Annotated in this window: 17 protein-coding genes and 1 tRNA gene; 12 read left to right on the forward strand and 6 right to left on the reverse strand. The window is 72.9% G+C overall.

The window, feature by feature from the left end:
* The first annotated feature begins 65 nt into the window (after positions 1-65).
* The 8 genes from ACOBQU_RS07040 (at position 66) to ACOBQU_RS07075 (ending at position 11,029) form a co-directional block, all read left to right on the forward strand.
* Complete coding sequence (locus ACOBQU_RS07040) at positions 66-2,120, forward strand: ATP-binding protein (RefSeq protein ID WP_423625029.1); 2,055 nt, start codon at positions 66-68, stop codon at positions 2,118-2,120.
* 6 nt (positions 2,121-2,126) lie between these two features.
* Positions 2,127-3,503, forward strand: coding sequence for an ABC transporter substrate-binding protein (locus tag ACOBQU_RS07045; protein ID WP_423625030.1), 1,377 nt, complete (start codon positions 2,127-2,129; stop codon positions 3,501-3,503).
* Positions 3,488-3,727: a hypothetical protein gene (locus ACOBQU_RS07050; RefSeq protein ID WP_423625031.1), complete on the forward strand. Its 240-nt coding sequence runs from the start codon at positions 3,488-3,490 to the stop codon at positions 3,725-3,727. The genes ACOBQU_RS07045 and ACOBQU_RS07050 overlap by 16 nt, the downstream gene beginning before the upstream one ends.
* 435 nt (positions 3,728-4,162) lie before the next feature.
* On the forward strand, positions 4,163-5,203 hold the full coding sequence (locus tag ACOBQU_RS07055) for a radical SAM protein (protein WP_423625032.1): 1,041 nt from the start codon (positions 4,163-4,165) through the stop codon (positions 5,201-5,203).
* 204 nt (positions 5,204-5,407) lie between these two features.
* Positions 5,408-7,603 carry a DegT/DnrJ/EryC1/StrS family aminotransferase gene (locus tag ACOBQU_RS07060; RefSeq protein ID WP_423625033.1) on the forward strand — a complete coding sequence of 732 codons (2,196 nt, stop codon included), beginning with the start codon at positions 5,408-5,410 and terminating at the stop codon, positions 7,601-7,603.
* Positions 7,600-8,865: a hypothetical protein gene (locus tag ACOBQU_RS07065; RefSeq protein ID WP_423625034.1), complete on the forward strand. Its 1,266-nt coding sequence runs from the start codon at positions 7,600-7,602 to the stop codon at positions 8,863-8,865. Before ACOBQU_RS07060 ends, ACOBQU_RS07065 begins: the two co-directional genes overlap by 4 nt.
* Positions 8,846-9,994, forward strand: coding sequence for a hypothetical protein (locus ACOBQU_RS07070; protein WP_423625035.1), 1,149 nt, complete (start codon positions 8,846-8,848; stop codon positions 9,992-9,994). The genes ACOBQU_RS07065 and ACOBQU_RS07070 overlap by 20 nt, the downstream gene beginning before the upstream one ends.
* Positions 9,995-10,171: 177 nt before the next feature.
* Positions 10,172-11,029 carry a phytanoyl-CoA dioxygenase family protein gene (locus tag ACOBQU_RS07075; protein ID WP_423625036.1) on the forward strand — a complete coding sequence of 286 codons (858 nt, stop codon included), beginning with the start codon at positions 10,172-10,174 and terminating at the stop codon, positions 11,027-11,029.
* Here the strand turns inward: ACOBQU_RS07075 and ACOBQU_RS07080 are convergent.
* The 3 genes from ACOBQU_RS07080 to ACOBQU_RS07090 all read right to left on the reverse strand — a co-directional run bounded on the left by ACOBQU_RS07080 (position 10,969) and on the right by ACOBQU_RS07090 (position 13,110).
* Positions 10,969-11,337, reverse strand: a complete 369-nt coding sequence (locus tag ACOBQU_RS07080) for a hypothetical protein (protein ID WP_423625037.1) — start codon at positions 11,335-11,337, stop codon at positions 10,969-10,971. The genes ACOBQU_RS07075 and ACOBQU_RS07080 overlap by 61 nt on opposite strands.
* Positions 11,277-11,975 carry a Gfo/Idh/MocA family protein gene (locus ACOBQU_RS07085; protein WP_423625038.1) on the reverse strand — a complete coding sequence of 233 codons (699 nt, stop codon included), beginning with the start codon at positions 11,973-11,975 and terminating at the stop codon, positions 11,277-11,279. Before ACOBQU_RS07085 ends, ACOBQU_RS07080 begins: the two co-directional genes overlap by 61 nt.
* A 112-nt stretch (positions 11,976-12,087) precedes the next feature.
* Positions 12,088-13,110, reverse strand: a complete 1,023-nt coding sequence (locus ACOBQU_RS07090; RefSeq protein ID WP_423625039.1) for a zinc-dependent alcohol dehydrogenase — start codon at positions 13,108-13,110, stop codon at positions 12,088-12,090.
* Positions 13,111-13,577: 467 nt separating this feature from the next.
* Here ACOBQU_RS07090 and ACOBQU_RS07095 point away from each other — a divergent pair, with 467 nt between their 5' ends.
* Positions 13,578-15,113 carry a glycoside hydrolase family 3 protein gene (locus tag ACOBQU_RS07095; protein ID WP_423625040.1) on the forward strand — a complete coding sequence of 512 codons (1,536 nt, stop codon included), beginning with the start codon at positions 13,578-13,580 and terminating at the stop codon, positions 15,111-15,113.
* 1,302 nt (positions 15,114-16,415) lie between these two features.
* Positions 16,416-17,648: a cytochrome P450 gene (locus ACOBQU_RS07100; protein WP_423625041.1), complete on the forward strand. Its 1,233-nt coding sequence runs from the start codon at positions 16,416-16,418 to the stop codon at positions 17,646-17,648.
* Positions 17,649-17,698: 50 nt separating this feature from the next.
* Here the strand turns inward: ACOBQU_RS07100 and ACOBQU_RS07105 are convergent, their stop codons facing one another.
* Entirely contained in the window at positions 17,699-18,160 is a 462-nt protein-coding gene (locus ACOBQU_RS07105) for a hypothetical protein (RefSeq protein WP_423625042.1), read from the reverse strand.
* Positions 18,161-18,402: 242 nt separating this feature from the next.
* The gene (locus tag ACOBQU_RS07110) at positions 18,403-18,828 is read right to left on the reverse strand and encodes a hypothetical protein (protein WP_423625043.1); all 426 of its coding nucleotides are present in this window, start codon (positions 18,826-18,828) and stop codon (positions 18,403-18,405) included.
* Positions 18,829-18,965: 137 nt separating this feature from the next.
* On the opposite strand from ACOBQU_RS07110, the gene ACOBQU_RS07115 reads away from it, so the two are divergent.
* Positions 18,966-19,586 carry a hypothetical protein gene (locus ACOBQU_RS07115; protein ID WP_423625044.1) on the forward strand — a complete coding sequence of 207 codons (621 nt, stop codon included), beginning with the start codon at positions 18,966-18,968 and terminating at the stop codon, positions 19,584-19,586.
* 575 nt (positions 19,587-20,161) lie between these two features.
* Here the strand turns inward: ACOBQU_RS07115 and ACOBQU_RS07120 are convergent.
* A tRNA-Leu gene (locus ACOBQU_RS07120) sits at positions 20,162-20,249 on the reverse strand.
* Positions 20,250-20,424: 175 nt separating this feature from the next.
* On the opposite strand from ACOBQU_RS07120, the gene ACOBQU_RS07125 reads away from it, so the two are divergent.
* Entirely contained in the window at positions 20,425-21,732 is a 1,308-nt protein-coding gene (locus tag ACOBQU_RS07125; RefSeq protein WP_423634308.1) for a DUF2254 domain-containing protein, read from the forward strand.
* Positions 21,733-22,097 lie beyond the last annotated feature (365 nt).

Raw genomic sequence — 22,097 nt, forward strand, 5'->3', positions numbered from 1 at the left:
GTGACGCGAGGACCGAGAGGGCCCAGAGGACCGAGAGGGCAGCGACGGGAGCGGAATCCGGCGAGATGCACACATCCGAAACGCCTCGGCTGTACGCACGCGATCCGCTCCTCCACTCCCTCGTCCCCCGCCTCACCGGCCTCGCCTATGCCGAACGCGCCCGCGTGCCCTGGGAGTACGACAAGGACCTCCCCCTGGTCCTCGTGACCGGACGGCATGGCATGGGCCGCACCGCCGTCCTCGCCGCCCTGGAGCGGCACTACGCCGGGCGGCTGCCGCTGGCGCGGGTGGACACCGCCGCGTCGGCGCTCGTGGTCGAGCTCCTCGAAGAGCTGGTGCGCTCCCTCGCACCCGACCTGAGCAGGCGCTTCCCGCTGCTGCTGCCCGGCCTGACGGCCGTCTTCGGCGGCGCCGCGGGCGGGTCCCCTCAGGTGCGGGCGCGCGCCACCGCGCGCATCGCCCGCCTGCTGATCGCCTGCCATCTGGAGTCCGGTACGGAGGCGGAGGTCGCCCGGCGCTGGGACGCCCGGGTGCGGGCCCGCCTCGACGACGGGGCGCGGGCGGGGGCCGCGGCCGACGCGCACGCGGTCACCCACGCGGTGCTCGCCGAGTTCTTCGAGCGCTACACGCGCGCCCGCGGCGCCGCCCCGCTGCGCCAGTGGTACCAGGACCGGTACGCCGAGGCGCCCGAGGGCGCCGCGCCGGACGGCCCGCAGGGACCCGAGGGGCTGCTGCGGCTCGCCGACTGGTTCCGCCGCGGCGGCGACTACCGCGACGCCGCCGAGCAGACCCTGGTGCACGCCTTCCTGGAGGACGTCGCCGCCGCCCGCAGCAAGTGGCAGCGCCTCAACCGCGACCCGCGCCCCCTGGTGCTGCTCGACAACACGCACTCCCCCGCCGGGGCCCGTCTGGTCGACCTGGTCCTGGAGTACCGCGCGCGGCCCGGCGCCGAGCGCCCCGACCCGCTCGTGGTGGTCGCGACCCGGCTGGGCGACGCGCCGCCGGACGCCACCGACGCCGTCCACCGCGAGCTGCCGGACCTCGTGACGTCCTCGCACTGGCGGCGCCGGGGGCACGCGCCGTCCGCGGGGCTGCTCGTGGTGCCGCTCACCCCGCTCAGCCGCGACGACGTGCTGCTGATGCTGGACGCCGCGCCCGCGCCGCTGCACTCCTACCTGCCGTCCGCCCTGCACACCGTGACCGGCGGGCACCCCCTGGCCAGCCGGGTGCTGTGCGACGCGGTGCTGCGGCACGCAGCCGCCGCGGGCGGCGCGGGGGCCGCCCGGCTCGGGCCGCGCCAGCTGCTCGACCTGACCACCGGCGACGGCCGCCCCGTCACGGAGGCCATCCTGGAGCGGCTGCTTCCGTCGCCGCAGCAGCGGGCCCGGCTCGTCCCGCTGTCGCTGGCCCGGGACAGCACGGCGGCGCAGGCCCTGGCCGCGCATCTGCGCCTGGAGGGCCCCGAGCAGCTGCCCGCGAACGCGGCCGCCGACTACCTGGAGGCCGAGCGCTGGCAGCGGGACACCCCGCAGGACCGCCCGCTGGCCGCCGACCCGCTGCTGCACACGCTGCTGGTGCACGAGGCGCGCCGCACCTCGCAGGGCGCCGACTCGCGCCGCGGCTGGCAGGAGATCCACGGCTTCCTGCGCCGCCACCACACCACGCGGGGCGAGGACAGCGAGGCCGACGCGCTGCGCCACACCCTGGCGTCCGGCGAGGCGAAGACGGTGGTGGCGGCGCTGTCCGAGGAGTTCCAGTCCGAGCAGGACCGGCCGAGCGCGCTGCGCTGGCTGGCCTGCCTGGCGTACGCGGCCACGGCACCGGCGCCCCCGGCGGCCGACTGGGACGACGACCGCGCCGCGGTGGCGGCGGGCGCCCACGACGACCGCTACCAGGACATCGACGAGATCGACCGCTGCATCAACAGGCTGCTGCACGGCCTGTGGTACCTGTCCGACGCGCTCGCGGAGCCGGAGGCCGACCTGTGCGACGACATCGGGGCCGAGCTGGCCTTCCTGTCGCTGCGGCACCAGACGTGGCGCGCCGTCCTGAGCCAGGCCGCCCGCACCTGGCCGACCGCCGCCCGTGAGAAGCGGCCGCTGCCGCTGCCCGAACTGTGAGGAACCATGCGTCTGCTGAGCCGCCGCAACGGCTTCGGTCCCCTCGACAAGGCCGTCGCCGTGCTCGTCCCGCTGGCCCTGATCGCCGTGGGCGTGGTCCTGTACCTGACGCTGCGCCCCGAGGACTGCGCGGGCGGCCTGGAGAAGCGCGACGGGGAGTGCGTGGGCGTCACCGAGGGCGCGTTCGACGCGGACGCCGGTCTCAAGGGGCTCATCGCGGCCGTCGCGGACGAGAACGCGCGGGTCAGGCGCGCCTGGGAGGACCCGGCCAAGGGGGAGGCCCCGATGCCGTACGGCCGGATCGCGCTGATGATGCCCTTCACGTCGGACGACTCCAGCGCCATGACCGAGGCGATGATCCGCCGGGCCCTGGCGGGCGCGCACGCCGCCCAGCTGCGCCACAACAGCGGCAGCGGCCCGCACTACCAGCTCCTGATGGCGCCCGACGGCAAGGACCTCGACCAGTGGCGGCCGGTGATCGACGACCTGGCGGCGCTGACGGACGACCGGCAGTCGCCGCTCGTGGGCGTGATGGGCCTGCCGAGCAGCACGCCCGAGACGCGGGACGCGATGCGGGAGCTGAGCCGCCGCCGCATCGCCACGGTCGGCCCCGTCATCACCTCCGCCGACATGAACGCCCCCTATTTCTTCAAGACCTCACCGAACAACGAGATGTTCGCGGACGCGCTCGCCCACTACCTGAAGAAGAAGCCGGGCGCGGGCAAGGGTTTCCTGGTCTTCGACAGCCGTCCCGACGACGTGTACTCCCGCAATCTCCACCGGCTCCTGGAGCGGAAATTCGGTGGAAAGTACGGGCTGCGCAAGCGCTCGGCGTCGTTCCTCGGCTCGACCGGTCCGGCGGCCGGTATCCCGCAGCGATTCCAGTCCGCCGTACAGAAGATCTGTCTGACCGGTTCGGACACGGTGTTCTTCGCGGGTCGCGATCAGGATCTCCCGGCACTCGTGAAACGCCTGTCACAGGAGGGAACATGTGAGGGCGGCAGGCCGGTGCGCATTCTGAAAGTCGGCATCGGCCTTGAACCCACTCTGACCACGGCGGAAATCACCCGCATGCTGCGGGACACAAAGATCACGATCGTGGCCGCGGCCTCGGTGTCGCCCGACTGGTGGAAGGGCCCCGGCACCGGAGCGCCGAAGGGCCTGCGGGACTTCCGCACGTACTTCGACCGGCTCGACCGGCGGCACGACATCGGCGAGAAGGCCCTCGACGACGGCTACGCGATCATGTACCACGACGCCTTCACGCTCCTCGCGGACGCGTTCGACCGCTCGTACTCCGATGCGAACGAGGACGCGGGGGACGGCGGGGCACCCCGGCCCCGGAGCGCACGCCGACCAAGGACGATGTGTACAACACCCTGATCGACGCGACCATCCTGGAGACCGGCTCCGCCACCAAGTGCGTCAACTGCCTGCTGGGCGCCGCCGGTACGTACGGCTTCGTGAAGTCCTCGACCGACGACGACACCCGCCAGTGGCCGGTGTGCAAGCCGATACCGGTGATCGAGTACCCGGCGCCGCCGGGCGGCGGGGCGGCGCAGACGTACCGCACGTTCTCGCACCTGTTCAAGAAGCCCTGCCCCTGAGAAGGGCGGCCCGCCCCGGCATCTGTCCTGACCTCCACCCCGACGGGGCGCCCCGGGGGCGCCGCCCGGTGCGACCCTGACCAGGCGCGCCCCCCTGGCATGTGACGAGAACACCTGCCGGAAACATTTGGCCTAAACCCACGGCGAGTTAGATGTTTACTCAACTTCCTGGATGTCTAGACCCGTTGACACCTCTGGAAGCGCTCTCCTACTGTCGCGAAGGTCGCTAGCACAAGGCAAAACGCTGCCCACTACGTGTGTGGAGGGTTCGTGACCAGCACCGAAGCTGCCCGCGATTTGGAAATGGCCGCGCCGCGGAACCGCGAAGGGCTCCCCGACGTCAGCCTCGATCAGGCGCACTCCCCCCAGAAAGTCATGGCCCACGGAGATCTTCTCCGGCGATTCGTGGCCGGTCAGGAGATCAAACCGATCCACATGCGGATCGGCATCATGGGCGCCTGCAATATGCGCTGCAATTTCTGCAACTTCCACTCGCCGAACGAGGAGCAGTTCTACGACCTGTTCTCGTTCAAGGACTCCATCACCACCGACAAGGCGATCAACCTCCTCAAGGAGTTCGCCGAGAACGAGGGCCGCGCCGTGACGTTCTGCGGCAGCGGCGAGTGCACCATCCACCCGGGCTACGCCGACATCTGTCACGCCGGGCACGACGTGGGCCTGCACATCGGCCTGATCACCAACGGCTCCCGGCTCGGCCGCCCGAAGATCGCCGACGCCGTCATCAACACCCACACCTGGGTGCGGGTCGGCATGAACGCGGGCACGGAGGCCACGTTCAACGACATCACCCGCGACCGCGAGCAGACGTTCTCGAAGTTCGTCGACAACATCGGCCGCCTGCGCGCGAACGCCGTGGCGCCGGACTTCCGGATCGGCTTCAACTACGTGATCACGATGCAGAACTACCGCGAGATCGTGGCGGCGGCCCGCATCGCCCACGAGTCCGGAGCGCACTACGTCCGCTTCGAGCCCGAGTTCTACAGCGCCATGGGCCACGAAACCATCGAGACCGTCATGGAGGAGATCTCCGCGTCGCTCGTCGAGGCGGCCGAGATGTCCACGGACGCCTTCGAGGTCTCGGTGCCGAAGCTGGACCGGGGCCCGATGGACCAGGTGGAGACCGTCGAGGGCGACTTCGAGCGCTGCCACTACAGCCGCTTCGTGACGGCGGTCGGCGCCGACGGGCACCTCTACCCCTGCCCCCAGGTGCACCTCAACAGCCGCTACCGCATCGGGGACGTCGTCGACCTCGGCTATCCGACGGTCCTCGAAGGCGGCCCGCGCGCCGAGTGGGAGGCCTCCAACCCGCGCCGGACCGACCTGTGCAAGTCGTGCTTCTACCGGCCGCAGAACGAGTTGCTCGAACTGCTGCAGCGGGGGCAGATCCAGCTGGACGAGGCGTTGTCGGCGTACGCCGTCGAGGTGCCGGAAACCCTCCACGCCGACTTCGTCTGACCCTTTCCCGGCGGGGGCGCCCCGCACCGTGCTCGTCAGCGCTCCGCGCCCCGTCCTCAGACGCCGGACGGGCTGGAGCGCCCGCGGACTCGCTGCCTTCGGCTCTCCGCGATCCGCGGAGCCCCCTGGTTCGGGAAGGGGCGGGTCTGGGGCGCCCCGCGAGGAACCACCCACCCGTAGCCCACAGGAGCGAGCAACACCCGCATGCAGACCACCCACCTGCGCCATCTGCTCACCACGGAGCCCACCCTCCGCCGCCCCCCGTCCGTCGACACCCCCGAGGCCCACGCCGCGTGGTCCCGCACGCTCCGCGCGACGCTCGCCCGCCTGGCCCGCGTGACCCCCGCCCCCCTCGGGGTCGCCGCCACCACGACCACCACCGCCGAGGGCCTGCGCCGCGACCGCCTCACGCTCACCTCGCCGGTGCGCGGCACCTTCCACGGCACGCTGCTCGCCCCCGAGGACACCACGGGCCGCCGCCCCGCCGTCCTGGTCCTCGGCGGCAGACACGCCCGCATGGAGCAGCTCACCGGCGAGACCCCGCCGGACTTCCCGGACCGCAACGTCGCCGAGCACTTGGCGCGGGCGGGGTTCGTCACGCTGTCCATCGAGCACGGCATCGGCGGCGGCCTGGACGAGGAGCGCCGGGCGGGCCGGGACGAGGGCACGCTGCTCGCGCACGCGTTCGCGCTGACGGGCCGGTCGCTGCTCGGCGCGCTCGTCGGGGACGCGCTGGGCGCGCTCGACCTGCTCACCGCCCATCCGCTGGCCGACCCGGAGCGGGTCGGCCTGTTCGGGCACAGCCTGGGCGCGGCGGTGGCCCTGCACACCGCGCTGCTGGGGCCGCGCCCGCTGCCGGTGTGCGCGGCGAGCCACCTCGGCAGCTATCCGGCGCTGTTCGCGCGGCTGCTGACCGGCCACGAGGGCGCGGTCCTGCCGGGCGTCCTGGAGTACGCGGACCTGCCGGACCTGTACGCGGCGCTCGCCCCGGCGCCGCTGCACCTCCAGTACGGCACGGCCGACGCCTACCTGGAACCGGCCGACGCGCGGGCCGCCGCGGACGCCGTGCGCCGCGCGTACGCCACCGCGAGCGGACCCCTTGAGGTGCGCGAGCTGCCCATGGGGCACGGCACCCACGTCGGGCACGCGGTGGACTTCCTCACCCGCGCCCTGGCGCAGCCCGCGGACGCCGCAGCCGACGTGCCCGCCCAGCGCATCCACTTCGACGTCGCCGACCGGCGCGCGATCCTCGACCGCGTGGACCTGGCCCTCGCCTCCGGGCACCTCACGCAGGGCCCGGAGCTGGCCCGCTTCGAGGACCGGGCGCGGACCTGGACGGGCGTGGCGGGCGTCGCCGTCGCGTCGGGCGCGGCGGCCCTGGAGATCGCGCTGCGCATCGTCGGCGTGGCGGACCGCACCGTGCTCGTCCCCGTGAACACGTTCTTCGCGACGGCGGCGGCGGCCGTGCGGGCCGGGGCGCGGGTGCGGTTCGTGGACATCGAGCTGGACGGCCTCGGCCTGGACCCGGCGGCGCTGCGCACGGCCCTTGACCGGTACCCGGACACCGCGGCGGTGCTGCCCGTGCACATCGGCGGCATCGTGTCGCCGCTGCTCGGCGAGGTCGTCGCGCTGTGCGCGGAGCGCGGCGTCGCGGTCGTGGAGGACGCCGCGCACGCACTCGGCGCGACCCTCGACGGCCGCTTCGCGGGCTCCTTCGGCCGGTTCGGGGCCTTCTCCTTCTTCCCGACGAAGGTCGCCGTGAGCGGCGAGGGCGGCCTGGTCACCTGCGCGGGGGCCGACCCGGCGTCCGACGCCGAGCAGGTGCGGCGCTGGCGCGACCACGGCAAGAGCGCGCAGGGGTCCACCCTGCACGACCGCCCCGGCGGCAACTGGCGCCTGAGCGAACTCCACGCCGCCGTCGGCACCGTCGACCTGGAGCGGTTCGACCGCACCCTGGCTGCGCGCCGCGACCTCGCCGCCGCCTACGACGAACTCCTCGACGGCGTGCCGCACCTGCGCGCCCACACCGTGCCCGAGGGCGTCCGCGGCAACTACTACAAGTACCTCGCCTACCTGGACGGGCCCGTGGACCGCGCCCTGCTGAAGAAGCGGCTGCGGGAGCGGCACGGCGTCGCGCTCGCGGGCGAGGTGTACGACCACCTCCTGTGCGACCAGCCGTACTTCACCCGGACCGCGCCGGAGGCCGGGACGGAAGCCGGGACCGGAGGCGGGACCGAAGCCGAGACCGGAGCCGGGACCAGAGGCGGGGCCGAAGCCGAAGGCCCCTTCCCGCGGGCCCGCTGGTTCGCGCGCCACCACATCGCCCTGCCCCTGTACCCGACGCTGACCCGGGCCGAGCAGTTCCGCGTGGTCGCGGCGCTGCGGGCCGAGCTGTCGTGAGCGGCACCGCGGGCGCCGCGAGCGGGCCCACCGTCTCCGCGTTCCGCCAGGGCACCTGGCAGGGCTCCCTGGACAGCGCGCCGCTGCCCGGCGGCACCGGGCGGCGCCTCGCCCTCGTACCGGAGATCGTGGCGCACGCCGACCGCCGCTGGTGGGACGGCGTGCGGGACGGGCTGCCGCCGCTCACCGGGCGGCGCGAGCTGCTGCTGTCCGCCCTGGAGTCGTTCGCGCACGGCACGGTGACCGTGGGCGGCGTCGGCCCGCAGAGCGCCGAGGAGTTCCGGGCCGCGCTGTGGGAGACCGCGGGCCTTCCGGGGCCGCTGGTCGACCGCTGGTGCCGGATGCTGCGCGAGGGCGTCGAAGGCCGTGCCGCACCCGCCCCCGCCCCCGACGCGGCGCTGGCCCTGGTGTCGCTGCCCGGGAACACCTTCACCTGCCTGGACTCGGTGCTCGACCAGGCCGAGCGGTCGGCGGGCGTGTGGGTGCGCCCGAGCCGCCGCGAACCGCTGTCCGCCGCCCGGCTCGTCGCGGCGCTGCTCGGGGCGGGCTGGCCACCGGCCAGGCTCGGCCTGTACCCCACTGAACAGCGCGCGCTGCACGGCCTGGTGAAGCTCACCGACCGGCACGTGGTGTACGGCGGCGCCGGGCTCGCCGCGTCGGTGCGCGGCGCGCCGACGCTGACCCTGCACGGGCCGGGGCGCGGCTGTGCCCTGGTGCCGCGGGACCTGCCGGTCGAGGAGGCGGTGGCGTGGCTGCTGCCGCTGGTCGCGGCCGACTCGGGGCGGTTCTGCAGCAACGTCCGCACGGCGGTGTGCGCCGACGAGGGCCTCGCGGAGCCGCTGGCGAAGGCCCTGGCGGCGGCGCTCGACGCGCTGCACCCGGGGCCCGTCCCGGACCCGGCCGCCCCCGACTGGCCGCTCACCGCCTTCCGCTCCCCCGGCGAGGCCGAGCGGGCCGCCGCCTCCGTACGCGAGCGGCTCGGGCCCGGCGACCGGCTGCTCACCCGCGAGCCGACGGTCGTGCGCGGCGCGGCGGGCGAGGTGTACGTGCGCCCCCACCTCGCGCTGCTGGACGGCGTGTTCACCGGGCCGGACGTGGCGCATCCGCTGGTCGGGCACGAGGTGCCCTTCCCGTCCGCCGTCGTGCTCGCCGCCGCGCCGGACGCGGCCCGGGCCATCGCCGACCGCTCCCTCTTCGTCCACCGGCACGACCGGGGGACCCCCGCGACCCAGGAGGCGGCGCATGACGACCGCGGCCCGTGATCACGGCACCCCTGAGGTGACCTTCGCGAACCTGTACGACACGCTGCGCTCCCGGGTGCCCGAGCTGGCCGTGGACCTCGACGCGTGGACGCGGCGCATGATGCGCTGGCACTTCTCGCCCGAGACGGGCTCGCCGTTCTGGGTCTCCCGGCGCGAGCGGCTCGGCTTCGACCCGCTCACCGACGTCGGGGGCTTCGCCGACCTGGAGCAGTTCGGGCTGTTCGACAAGGCCGAGCTGCGCGCCGCCAGCGCGCTCGACCTGCGTCCGCGCGGCTACCGGGACCGCCCGTTCCGCGTGTTCGAGACGGGCGGCACCACGGGCGCGCCCTGCCGGATCGTGAACGTCACGCGCCTCGCGTACGACGTGGAGGTCTACCGCACCGTCCTGGAGGCGCGCGGCGTGGCGGGCGGCGACGTGCTCGCGATGACGCCGAGCGGCCCGCACGCGTACGGGCACTTCGTGGAGGGTCTCGCGGACTCCTGGCGCGGGGCGGTGTTCGCGATCGACTTCGACCCGCGCTGGGTGAAGGCGGCCCTGCGCGCGGGCGGCGAGGCGGACGCCTACACCGGCCACCTGGTGGAGCAGACGCTGACGCTGCTGAACGGTGAGCGGCCCGCGCTGCTGTTCACCACCTCGCGGCTGCTCCTGGAGCTGGCGATGCGCGTGCCGCGCCCGCTGCACACCTACGGCATCCGCGCGGTGTGCACCGGCGGCACCACGTGCAGCGCCGCCGAGGCCGCGTTCCTGCGCCAGGAGCACCTGGACGGCGTGCAGTGGATCGACACGTACGGCAACACGCTGGCGGGCCACGCCCTCCAGGCCGACGCCGTGCCGGGCGCGCCGCCGCTGCCCGAGGGCACCGGGCACAGCTACCACCTGCCGCCGCCGTTCGCCGTGCTCCAGGTGGTCGACCCGGCCGACCCGTGGCGCGAGGTGGGTGTGGGCGAGCGCGGCCGGGTGCGGGTGACCACCCTGCTCGAAGACCTCTTCCTGCCCAACCTCCTCGAACGGGACAGCGCGATCAGGACGGGACCGCACCCGTGGTTCCCCTGGGACGGGGTGGCCGCCGTCCAGACGTTCCACGACGGCCTGACGGACGTTCAGCAGGCCGTGGAGGGCGTCTATTGACCCGTTCGCACGACCCCCGTACGCACACCGCACACATGGGCCGTACGCACATCCCGCACACGTGGGCCGCACGCACGGCCTGGCACACGGCCTGGCACACGGCCACCGAAACGAACCGAAGGCGGCACTCGACGGTCCGATGACCACTTTCGCTTGACGACCCCTCAGGGACTCCCCATGAACCTCTCGTCGAACGGCATACCCATACCCTTTTCCCCCGAGCTGTTCGGCCCGCTGCGCGCCACGGGCGCCGAGCAGCGCCGCGACCCGGCGGCGCTGCGGGCCAGGCTGCGCGAGGACGGCTATCTGTATCTGCCGGGCTTCCTCGACCGGGAGGACGTGCTGCGGCTGCGGGCCGCGTACTTCTCGCGGTTCCCGCCGGGCTATCTGGCGCCCGGCACCACGCCCCGGGACGGCGTGTTCTCGGGCCGGGTGCCCGAGGGCCTGCCCGAGCACGGCGTGGCCGGGCACCCAGCGCACGCGTTCGTGCGCTCCGGCACCTTCGACCGGTTCCTCGACGACCCGCGGCTCGCGGAGCTGGCGGCCGACCTGCTGGACGGCAAGGCCCGGATGCTGCCGCGCCGCATCCTGCGCCACTTCCACCGGGGCTCGCGGCGCGCCTCGCGCGCCCACGTGGACTTCGACTACATGGACCAGGGCTCGGAGCGGGTCGTGACCATGTGGATCCCGGTGGGCGACTGCCCGCCCGAGGCGGGCGCCCTGGTCTACCTGGAGGGCTCGCACACGCTGCCGCCGTCGGCGTACGAGCCGCTGCGCGACACCACGGACCGGCCGGAGGACCGGCGGCAGATCTGCCACGACCTGGAGTTCACGGCGCGCAGCCTGGACCGCCGCTGGCTGTGGGCTGACTTCGCCGCGGGCGACCTGATGGTGCACGTGCCGAACGTCATCCACGCCTCCCTCGACTCGGCCACGGACGCCATGCGGCTGTCCGTCGACGCCCGTTTCGTACGTCAGTCGGACACGCCCGACCCGCGCTGGCTGCGCCCCTGGTCGGCGGACGACGGGGCGTGAGCCGGGCCACCGCTGTCGGTACGGCTCTGGCGGGTCACGGCGGCGATGATCTCGTCGACGGCGCGGGCGTCGGCCACCGGGCACGCGGGCGGGCGGCCGAGCGCCGCCGCCCGCGCGAAGTCGGCGATCAGCGGCTCGTGCGGGTTCGTGGCGGGCGGCAGCGTCAGCGTCCGTGAGCCGTCCGGCCCCTGGACGCGCAGGCGGCCCGAGTCGAGCGGGTCGAGCGTGAGGACGCGGCCGTCGCCGGTCAGCTCGATCCGGTCGAGCGGCGGTTCGTCGCTCCACTCCGCGATGAGCCGCGCCCGCACGCCGGACGCCCACGCCAGCTCCACCTCGGCCCGCCGCTCCGCCCCCTCGGGGAAGCGGTGTCCGAGCCTCCCCGCACCCGGCTGGGCCGTCCGAACGCCATCACCAGCAGGTCGAGCCGGTGGCTGCCCGCGTCCGCCAGCACTCCGCCGCCGGAGAGCGCGGGGTCGGTGCGCCACCGCATGGGGTGCGTCGGCCCCGGTGCGAAGGCGCAGCGGAACCGCACCTCCACATGGCGCGGCGTCCAGGTGTCGAGTGCGGCGCGCAGGCGGCGTACGGCGGGGGCGAGCCTGCGGTAGTACGCGACCGCGGCACACGGGTGGCCGTCGGCCTCCAGTGACTGGTCGAGGCCCCCCGCCAGCGGCTTCTCCACGAGCACGGGCAGCCCGGCGGCCAACGCCCGCCGGGCCAGCGGCACATGGCGGACCACGGGCGTGGCCACGTACACCGCGTCGATCCCGTCGCCGAACAGCGCGTCCTCGTCGCTGCCGGAGCGCGGCACGCCGTGCCGGGCGGCGACGCGCGCCGCCCGGTCCGCGTCACGGCCCCACAGGTACGCCGGTCGTTCGCCGAGCGCGCGCAGCGCGGGCAGCACGCGCCGCTCCACGACGTCGCCGTATCCGGCGATCGCCCACCTCATCACGCGGCTCCCGGAAGGTCGGCGGAGTGCCGTACAGGGCGTCCGGGCCTGGTCACGGGTCTGGTCACGGGCCTGGTCATGGGCCTGGTCACGGGCCTGGTCACGGGCCTGGTCACGGGACGATGACGACCTTCAGGGTCTCGGCGGGCGGCCCGTCGAAGGGCGCGCGTTCGGCGTCCGGGTAGAGGGACCTGCTGGCGGACAACTGCTCCATCGCCTTGGGGAGTTCGTCGAGCCCGTACGTATGGGTGTGCAGCTCGGGCAGGCGCAGGCTCGCGGTGCGGCGGTGGGCGACGCGTTCGGCGACGGCGAGGGCCTCGGCGCGGGCGGTGTCCACCGGCTCGGCGGAGCTGTGCACCCGCAGCCCCTTGCGCTCCCAGGCGACGAGGTCGACGGTGACGTGCGTGTCCACGTGGTGGGTGCCCAGCATGACGACGAGGCCGTTCTGGCGTACGAGGCCGACGCAGGCGTTGAGGGTGGTGGGCGTACCGACGGCGTCGATCGCGACGTCGTACTCCTCGCCCTCGGCGGCGAAGTCGCCCTTGAGCGCGGCCAGTTGACCGGCGCTCCCGTCCACGCGCCGCACCGCGTCGGCGCCCGCGGCGCGGGAGCGCTCCAGGCGCCACGCGTCCAGGTCGACCGCCGTGACGTGGGCGGCGCCGCGCTGGCGCGCCATCCGCAGCGCCATCTGGCCGACGGGCCCCTGCCCGACGATCACGACGCGGTCGCCGAGCCCGACGCCGCGCGTGGCGTGCACCGCGAGCGGCAGGAGCTGGAGCATCGACCCCTGCTCGAAGGGCACGGCGTCGGGCAGCGCGCCGACGGCGACCTCTCGGGCCAGGGCGAATTCGGCGTACCCGGACGTGAGCGGCGTACGGACGAAGACGCGCTGCCCGGGCCCGACCCGGGTGACGCCGGGGCCGACCGCCTCGACAAGACCGGCTATCTCATGGCCGTAACAGCCCGTCGCGCAGTGCTCCCTGAGGCCGTAGTAGTGGTAGTACGCGAGGTCGCTGCGGTTGCAGACGCTGCACGCGCGCACGCGCACCAGGACCTGCCCCGGCCCCGGCTCCGGCACCGGGGCGTCGCTGACCAGCCTGATGTCCCGCCTGCCGACGAGTTCGTACCGACGCACGTGGGCCTCCTCTGCTCGGGCGCTGATCTCCGCGTTCCGTCGCGGGGATCTCGCGGGGTCTCCGTGTTCCATCGCAGGGATCTCGCGGTGGTCTCCGCATTCCGTCGCGGCGATCTCGCGGTGGTCTCCGCGTTCTAGCGCGGCGATCTCCGCATTCCATCGCGTGCGGCGGCGGCCATCAAGGTGGCCTCACCACGCGGTGGCCGGGGCGGGAGGAGGCTGCGGCGTGGGCGCCGCCGCCCCGCGCCGTGCGGGACGGCGCGGCCGGGGCGCCCCGCACGGCAGGGGCGAGGCGCCCCGCACGGCACGGCCGGGGCGCCCCTTCTGCCGGTTCACCCTCTGTTTCCAGCGGGTTCGCATGCCTTGACAGTGCTATTGGTCTGAGCCAACATCCGATTGGCCTGTACCAAGCCGCATCCGGCCAGCCCAGCGCGTCGCCGACCCACCCTTTCCCCGGAGGTCCAGGCATGGTCCCGAGCAGTCACCCGAAGCTGGAGCGGCTCGCCAACTCCGTCCTCCAGCCGGGCTTCGAGGGCACCACCGCGGCCCCTGACTGGCTCCGCCGCCGGATCGCCGACGGGCTCGGCGCCGTCGTCCTGTTCAGCCGGAACATCGTCGGCCCGGAGCAGGTCGCCGCGCTCACCGCGTCGCTGCGCGCCGAGAACCCGGACCTGATCGTCGCCATCGACGAGGAGGCGGGCGACGTCACGCGCATGGAGGCGTGGACGGGCGCGTCACGCCCCGGCAACCTCGCCCTCGGCGCCGTCGACGACATCGACCTCACCGAGCGCGTCGCCCACGACATCGGGCGCGAACTCCACGCCGCGGGCGTCACGCTGAACTACGCGCCGAGCGCCGACGTCAACTCCAACCCGCTGAACCCGGTCATCGGCGTGCGCTCCTTCGGTGCCCGCACCGACGTCGTCGCGCGGCACACCGCCGCCTGGATCCGCGGCCTCCAGGAGGCCGGGGTCGCCGCGTGCGCCAAGCACTTCCCCGGCCACGGCGACACCTCCGTCGACCCGCACTTCGGCCTGCCGAAGGTCTCGGGCGGCGCCGCGGAGATCGCGCGGACGGCCCTGCCGCCGTTCATCGCCGCGATGGAGTCGGGCGTCCGGGCCGTCATGACGGCCCATCTGCTCGTCCCCGCGTACGACGCGACGCTGCCCGCGACCCTCAGCCCGCGCGTCCTGAACGACCTGCTCCGCCGCGACCTCGGCTTCACCGGGATGGTCGTCACGGACGGCATCGAGATGGGCGCGGTCACCGACCGGTACGGCATCGACGGCGCCACGGTGCGCGCGGTCGCGGGCGGCGTGGACGCTGTCTGCGTGGGCGGCGACAGCGCCGAGCAGTCCACCGTGGAGCTGCTCGCGGGCGCCCTCGTCAAGGCGGTGCTCGACGGGGCGCTGCCGGAGGAGCGGCTCGCCGAGGCCGCCGCGCGCGTCCAGGAGTTCGCGGCGTGGTCGGGGGCGCGGGCCCGTGCCGTGGACCGCGCCGGGGCGCCGAGCGACATCGGGCTCGTGGCGGCCCGGCGCGCGGTGCGCGTCCACCGGCGGCCCGGGGCGCCAGATTCGGAATGCCTTATTCCAGTCGCTGGGTCACCGCACGTCGTGGAGCTGTCCCCCGTCATGAACCCGGCCGTGGACGGCGGCACCCCCTGGGGCGTGGCCGCCCCGCTGCGCGCCCTGCGCCCCGACACCACGTCCGTGCGCCTCACGGAGCCCGAACTCGACGGCACCGGCGACGTCCTGGCCCGCGCGGCGCTCGCCCCGGCCACGGGCCGCGCCTTGGTGGTGGTCGTGCGCGACGCCGCCCGGCACCGCTGGATGACCGAGGCCCTGACCCGCCTGCTGCGCTCCCGCCCGGACGCCCTGGTGGTGGAGATGGGGGTGCCCGCGGGGGGTGCGCTGGGCGCCGTGCACATGGTCACGCACGGGGCGACGCGGGTGTCGGGCATCGCGGTGGCGGAGCTTTTGGCTGGCGGGGGCGGGAGGGGCTGAGGGGTGGGCCCGGGGGCTAGGAACTGAGGCCTGGGGCTGGGGTTGGAGGGGGCGGCTGGGGGCGCCCGGCGCCTTGGCGTGCGCTTTCTCCTCCGCTGCCGCTGGGGGTGCCCGGGTCGGCCATCGCCTGCTTCGGGGCCGCTGAGGCATGCCCGGGTCCGCCAGCGCCTGCTCCGGGTCCGCTGACGCGCGCCCGGCTCCCTTGACGCGCACTCGGCTCCATCAGCGCGCGCTTGACGATCCCTTGGTACGCCTTCTGGGCCCCTGACGCGCTCCAGGCACCCTTGGACCGTCCGGCCCCCCGGACGGCAGGACCCAAGAGACGGCACTCGCTCCCCTGACGCACCGCCCGGCCGCCCGGCCCGCCTCCCTCCCCTCTCCTCCCCCGGATGCGCCCCGCCCCCGTACCCCGCCTCCCGGTTCCCTCGTGTGAATCCCGGCCCCGCCCTGCGAATTCCGGCAGAACACCGAGAACACCGAAAGAGCGCCCCAACTCACCGAAAGAGCACCACAGTACGGCGCGCCCAAAGCCCCGCCAGACTTGGCCTGTCCCGCCGACCGGACGTCTCACACCAGCTTTATACGAAACCTTGACACCCCGCTTCCTTAAAGGCCGGAGCACACCCCAGAGGCCGCATTGAGACACCCCGCACCCTGCGTCGCCGCACTCCCCGTCGCCGTACCCCCTGATCGAAATCGCGCGCCATTCAGGCCGCCCCGGAGGGCCGCGATCCGGGTGCCACTCCCCCAATTCCCGGAACTTTGACGTCTTCTTATCGCCCGCGCCCCTTTACTCACCCGCCCCGCACGGCATTCCAGGGGAAACAGACGGCTCCGGGGCGCGCCCCGAAGATTTCTCTGAGCCGACAGGCAACTTCACCGCCGCCCCACGCGTCCTCACTTCGGCCCTCTTGCCAACAGGCCGCGCATCGGCCGTAGTTACGGGCCGCCGAGCCCCCCGCCGCGAGCCGCGCCACCCCCCGGGCCCGTCCGGCCACGCCCGGAACTCGCCCTGGAAAAAGATCTACCCGCTGATATGTTCTGCCCCGATGCCGACGGCCGCCGAGGGTGTTGACGGCGGGACAGAACCGTGCGTCGATACTCTCCCGCCGCGAGCGGAAAGCCTGAAATCCGCCGCGTGGGGACGCGGTGGGAATCAGCCGCGGCATCGCCCGTACCCCGTAGCAAAACCCCGGTTCAGGCCGGGGCGGGTCACCACCACCCCGACGAACTCGTTGCACGCGCAGGGAGACCGGGGCTGGCGCGGGGATTTCCGCATACCTTAAAGGAGAAGGATTCATCGTGTCGGAACAGTCGGAGCACCTCGTCACCCTGACGCCCGAAAGCATTAGCGACCCGTCAAAATACCCGGCTCTGCGGGAGCAGGGCCCGCTCGTCCACGCGTCGCTCCCCGGCCTGGAGACCCCGGTCTGGCTCGCCATGGGCTACGAAGACGCCAAGGACGCCCTGATGGACCCGCGCTTCGTCCGTGACGCCACCAAGCTGCCGGGCCAGGAGGGCCCGAGCATCGCGGACCAGATGATCGCGGCCTACGGCCTGCCCGCGGAGTACGCCCAGTACCTGGGCATCATGGTGCTCTCCGACGGCGAGGAGCACACCCGTCTGCGCAACCTCGTCATCCGTTCCTTCACGGCCCGCCGGGTCAACGCGCTGCGCCCGAAGCTGGAACAGGTCACCGAGGAGCTGTTCACCGCGCTGAAGGCCAAGGGCGAGGCCGACCTCGTCGGCGAGCTGGGCTACATCGTCGCCGCCACCGCCATCTGCGAGCTGATGGGCGTGGCCGCGGAGGACCAGCCGACCGTCCAGGGCTTCATCCAGGGCTACGCCTCCGGCGATCCGGAGCACTTCATTCCAGCGATCCAGGGGATCGTCGAGTACGGCAAGGCCCTGATCGAGAAGCGCCGCGCCGAGCCCAGCGACGACCTGGTCTCCGCCCTGCTCCAGGACACGGGCGAGGGCAAGCTCACCGACACGGAGATCATCGCGGTCTTCCTGTTGCTCATCAACACGGGCATCGCGCCGCCCGCGCACTTCCTCAGCGAGGCCGTCCTCGCCCTCCTCGACCACCCGGAGGAGCTGGCGAAGCTGCGGGCCGAGCCGGAGCTGCTGAGCACCACGGCCGTTCCCGAGCTGCTGCGCTTCGTCAGCGCCGTGCCCATGGGATCGCCGCTGTACGCGACGGAGGACCTGGAGTTCAAGGGCTGCCCGATCAAGGCGGGCGAGGTCGTCAACGCGTCCCTGAAGGGCGCGAACCACGACCCGGCCGAGTTCGAGGACCCGACGCGGCTCAACATCTCCCGCAAGCTCGGCGCGGGCGTGGGCCACGTCGCCCTCGGCCACGGGCCGCACTACTGCATCGGCGCGTCCCTGGCGAAGCTGGAGACGGAGGTCGTCCTCCACCAGCTGCTGGTCAAGCACGACGGGCTGCGGCTCGCGGTGGCGCGCGACGCCCTCCAGTACGCTCCGGTGCCGGGCGAGGGCACGCACCTCACCGCCCTGCCGGTGCGCTTCTGACCCCTCCGCACCAGGGGAGGGCCCGCACCCGAGCCCTCCCCTGTCCCGGCTCACCGGGTGAACCAGGACACCGCGGCGGCGCAGAACATCGCCCGCCCGATCGCTACGGCGGCGAGAAGCCCGCAGACGAGCAGGATCACGCTCCGCGGGGTGAGCCCGAAGGCGTCCTCGAGCAGGTCCGTGCCGACGAGCGGCGCGAGCAGCGCCAGATACCCCAGGGGCAGCAGGAACAGCAGCGCGAGCACGCACTCGACGGCGATGACCGCGATCCGCGTCCACCGGTACCGCAGCAGCGCCCCCAGGCCGACGAGGGCCATCCCGCCCGCGAGCGCGATCCAGGCGTACATCACCGCCCGCACCGTCGCGGCGTCGGGCACGTCCTGGCCGTGCGCGAGCCGGTCGTCCACGAAACGCAGCACCCCCACCGCCGACCAGGCGTGCACCACGGCCTGGAGGAAGACCCCGGCCACCGCGAACGCGACGACGAGCGGCATCCGAGCGACCGTGCGCATCCGGCGACTCCCTGACCCACCTCGCGCTGCGAGGCCACGGGGGCAACGACCGGGCCACTGTCCACCACGGGGCCCGGGACCGGTCCCGGCCCCCGGGAACGGCATCGGATGTGGCTCCGGAAACGGGAGCCCGCCCCCGTCACCCCTGCCCTCAGCAGAATGCAAAGAACACCAGGTCAACTAGTCTCTGCTCGTGTCCGAGGCAACATGCCGTCATAGCTCTACCAGCACCCGCAGCCATCTCAGTGATACGTCTTCGGTGGGCTCGCCTTCCAAGCTCGGTCGAGGGAATTGTCCCAAGTGCCGTCTCGATCGAAACTGGCGGCCCGACAGCCACGGGACATCGGCGCCGCGGCACTATGGCGCCAGGGAGCGTCCCCGATGCGGGCTATTGCATGGCCGCAGTGTCGGCAGACTGCTTGTCCCATCAGCTCGGCAGCCAGTCGCTCGAACTGCGCGGTACGGTCCGCGAGCTCTTCCTTGACGCCCCGCAACACCTCTTCAGCGCTGGTCGCCCCCGCGGAGACGATGATGTCGTGCACGAGTTTCGCCGCCTCGGTGGCGAAGTCGGCTCTGCGCGCGGCATCGACAAGGCTCCACGCAGAACCGCTCTCGGGTGATTTGCGCACCGTCCGCTCGGCCAGCTCAACCGAGGGATGGTTCGACACCGACCGCAGGTCCTGGCCCGCCCCGGATCCGTCACCCCGTCCCGCAGGCGTCTGCGAGCTACTTCGAAGGCCCACGCCTCGGTGGATGCCTTCTTGGCCACATTGAAGTGAGTACTGGTCGCGGCGTCCATCACCGTGTGGAACTCCTCCATCAGCGCACCCCAGTGGTCGCCACCGGCGAAGTCCTCAGGGCGCCAGCCGTAGTGACGCACGAGTTCGTCACGGACGCGACCGAAATGGTGAAGGCTCTTTCGCACCGGTCCGGACGGGTCGATGCGGAGACCGATACGCTCCGCTGTGGCCAGCATCTCGGCATCCACACCTTGCCACTTCATGTGGCCGTCGCGTTCACAGGCGTAATCGACCCAAGACCAGAACGCCTCAGCGTCCGCGACGTCTGGGGCCTCACGGTGGTGCGCCGGGCAGAGGAGGGCGAAGTTGCGCACATCGTTGGAGCCACCGAGCGACTCTGGGACCACATGGGCTCTTTCCACCGGCGCCTGCCAGCAGATGAGACAGATCGGCTCAGCAAGACCGAGATAGTCGGCGATGGCCCGGACCGGGGGTCTGGAGCGGCGTTGGTCGGGGTGGCTTTCCCGATTGCGCACGCGCAGCTCGTGATGGTCGTAGGCGTGTTCACGATCCGGGTCTCGTATGTTCAGGACGTCGGGTACGTCCTCACGCTGCGGCCGTGGATTTCTCACGTGGTAGAGCGGTGTGCTGATCTCCGTGAGGTAGGGGCCGAGGAACCCCAGTAGGAACTCCTGGATGATCTCAAGGGCATCGGCGTCGAAGCCACCGGCGGCGTTGCGGTGCCCTTGAATGTCGAGGAAGAGGTATCGCCGCGCGCCAGGGCTGGTCGCGGCGGCCTGCTTGAGGACCGAGAAGAGGCGGGTGGCGCATTTGGTGAAGTCCTCTTCGACCCGCATATCATGATATAGAGCAATACCTTTCGTTGCCCCCTCGCCTTCCGACCCTTCGACTGGGGCTGCCCCTCGCGTGCTCTCGGACCGAGCTGGGCGCTGACCGGGAGTAGACTTCTGCTGGTTATCGTTCATGAGCGCACAGTAGGCGCCAGGACTGACAATCGATGTTCGCAGCGCCTGACTCAAGGCGGGCCAGCACGCAAGGAGCTGGGCTCAGCGTCGACTGGATCTTCCCGCACAGGGCTACGGACCGGACTGCGTACCGACACGCCTCCCCGTGCCAGCCGTATGGACGTTACCCCTTGAGCCGACTTGGAAGTTCACTCGATCATGAGTCACGTGGCGGGTCACGCCACAGCCGGAAAACCAGAAGAACCCCAGGTCAACTGGGGTTCTTCTGGTTCTACTGGTGTCCGAGGGGGGACTTGAACCCCCACGCCCAATAAAGGGCACTAGCACCTCAAGCTAGCGCGTCTGCCATTCCGCCACCCGGACTAGGTGAGTGTCGCTCCGGGGTGTTCCCCGCGGCGACGAGAACAACAATACCAAGGTTTCGGAGTGCCTTTCACCTGCGTATCCGTACCGTCCGCCGGGTGGCCGCGCGATCCGGCGGATCGGGTTCCGCCGCACCTACAGTCTCACCATGAGTGACGGTTCGGTTACGGATGCACTGGGTGACGTGCGGGTACGGCCGCCCCGGATGCTGTCGCCGCTGCGGGAGCATCTGCGGGACACGATGTGGTTCGCGCCGACGGCGGGGCTGGTGGGCGCGCTGCTGCTGTGGTGGGTCGCGGTGGAGGCCGACGCGACGCTGGTGTCGGTCCTGCGGGACGACGGGGACTACGACACCCTCCAGGACCTCATGCGGGTCTCCGAGGACGCCAAGGCGGTGATCAGCACCATCGGCTCGGCGATGATGACGTTCATCGGTGTGGTCTTCAGCATCTCGCTGGTGGCCGTGCAGATGGCCAGCGGCCAGTTCAGCCCCCGGGTGGTGCGGCTGTACGTACGGTCCCGCATCACAAAGGTGACCCTCGCGGGGTTCCTGGCGACGTTCCTGTTCTCCCTGATGACGCTGACGTCGTTCGACAGCGAGGAGGATCCGCGGCTCGTGTCGAACGTGCCGCTGGTCGAGAGCGTGCTCGCGGTCCTGATGGTGCTGCTGAGCCTGTTCCTCTTCGTCGCCTATGTGAACGGCACGCTGCGGATGATGCGGGTCGGCTTCGTGATCGACCGCATCGCCCGGGAGGCGTTCCGCGTCGCCGTGAAGCAGCCGACGGAGGAGGAGGCCGCCGGGGAGGCCCTGGGACCCGAGACGGGGCGTATCGCCTACCAGGGGCGGGCCGGGGTGCTGCGGGACGTGAACATCGCGCGGGCCGTGCGGGTCGCCCGGCGCCAGGGGGTCGTGCTGCGGCTGCTGCCGCGGACGGGGGACTTCGTCGTGCCGGGGACCCCGCTGTTCACGGTGCACGGCGGGCCGCCGCCGGGCCGCCGCGCGCTGCGGTACACCGTCTCCGTGGGGGTGGAGCGGACCTTCCACCAGGATCTCGGGTTCGGGCTGCGGCAGCTCTCCGACATCGCGCTGCGGGCACTGTCCCCGGCCGTGAACGATCCGACGACGGCCGTGCAGGCCCTGGACCGCATCGTGCAGTTCCTGGCGTCGGTCGCCCGCCATCCGCTGGGGACCCTGCGCCACCGGGACCGGCGGGGCGCGGTGCGCCTGGTGCAGCCGGTGCCGGGCTGGCCGGACCTGGTCGACCTCGGGCTCGCCGAGATCCGCGCCCTGGCACCCGGCAACCCGCAGGTCACGCGGCGCATGCTGGCCGGGATCGACGATCTGCTGCTGCTCGTGCCCGAGGACCGCAAGGCGCCGCTGGTCCGGCACCGCGCGCTCCTGGAGCAGGCGGTGGAGCGCCAGGTGCCGGAGGCGGCGGACCGCGCCTTCGCCCTGCTGCCGGACCGGCAGGGCATCGGCTAGCGGCCAGGAACCGGACCTCGCCCCCTGGGGGGTGTCCCACCACGCCTGCCGGGAGCGGGCGCGGCCACCGGACGTTGCCGCCGGGAGCTGCCGCCGGGTGCTGCCGCCGGGTGCTGCCGCCGGGTGCTGCCGCCGGGTGCTGCCGCCGAGGGTCGCTTTCACGTCGAGTACGAAGGCGTCTCCGCGGCGCCCGCTTTCGGGGGCCTCGGCCCTCAACCCGCCCTGCTCCGCCGCGGGTTCCTCCGGGTCACGCTCGTCGGCGTCTCCCGCCCATCCCCTGTGCGCTCCCCGGCCCACACCTGTCCGAAAGGCACCCTACGCCCCCTGGACACCGCTCTTGGGATGCGGGATAACGGGCTTCATAC

Source organism: Streptomyces sp. G45 (assembly GCF_049542095.1).
In the GTDB taxonomy this organism is placed as follows: Bacteria; Actinomycetota; Actinomycetes; order Streptomycetales; family Streptomycetaceae; genus Streptomyces.

Bases quoted from the DNA above. Each gene is read 5' to 3' on its own strand.
- ACOBQU_RS07085 (WP_423625038.1), bottom strand. From the start codon at position 11,975: ATGAGGTGGGCGATCGCCGGATACGGCGACGTCGTGGAGCGGCGCGTG.
- ACOBQU_RS07075 (WP_423625036.1), top strand. From the start codon at position 10,172: ATGAACCTCTCGTCGAACGGCATACCCATACCCTTTTCCCCCGAGCTG.
- ACOBQU_RS07095 (WP_423625040.1), top strand. From the start codon at position 13,578: ATGGTCCCGAGCAGTCACCCGAAGCTGGAGCGGCTCGCCAACTCCGTC.
- ACOBQU_RS07060 (WP_423625033.1), top strand. From the start codon at position 5,408: ATGCAGACCACCCACCTGCGCCATCTGCTCACCACGGAGCCCACCCTC.
- ACOBQU_RS07070 (WP_423625035.1), top strand. From the start codon at position 8,846: ATGACGACCGCGGCCCGTGATCACGGCACCCCTGAGGTGACCTTCGCG.
- ACOBQU_RS07055 (WP_423625032.1), top strand. From the start codon at position 4,163: ATGCGGATCGGCATCATGGGCGCCTGCAATATGCGCTGCAATTTCTGC.
- ACOBQU_RS07045 (WP_423625030.1), top strand. From the start codon at position 2,127: ATGCGTCTGCTGAGCCGCCGCAACGGCTTCGGTCCCCTCGACAAGGCC.
- ACOBQU_RS07040 (WP_423625029.1), top strand. From the start codon at position 66: ATGCACACATCCGAAACGCCTCGGCTGTACGCACGCGATCCGCTCCTC.
- ACOBQU_RS07105 (WP_423625042.1), bottom strand. From the start codon at position 18,160: ATGCGCACGGTCGCTCGGATGCCGCTCGTCGTCGCGTTCGCGGTGGCC.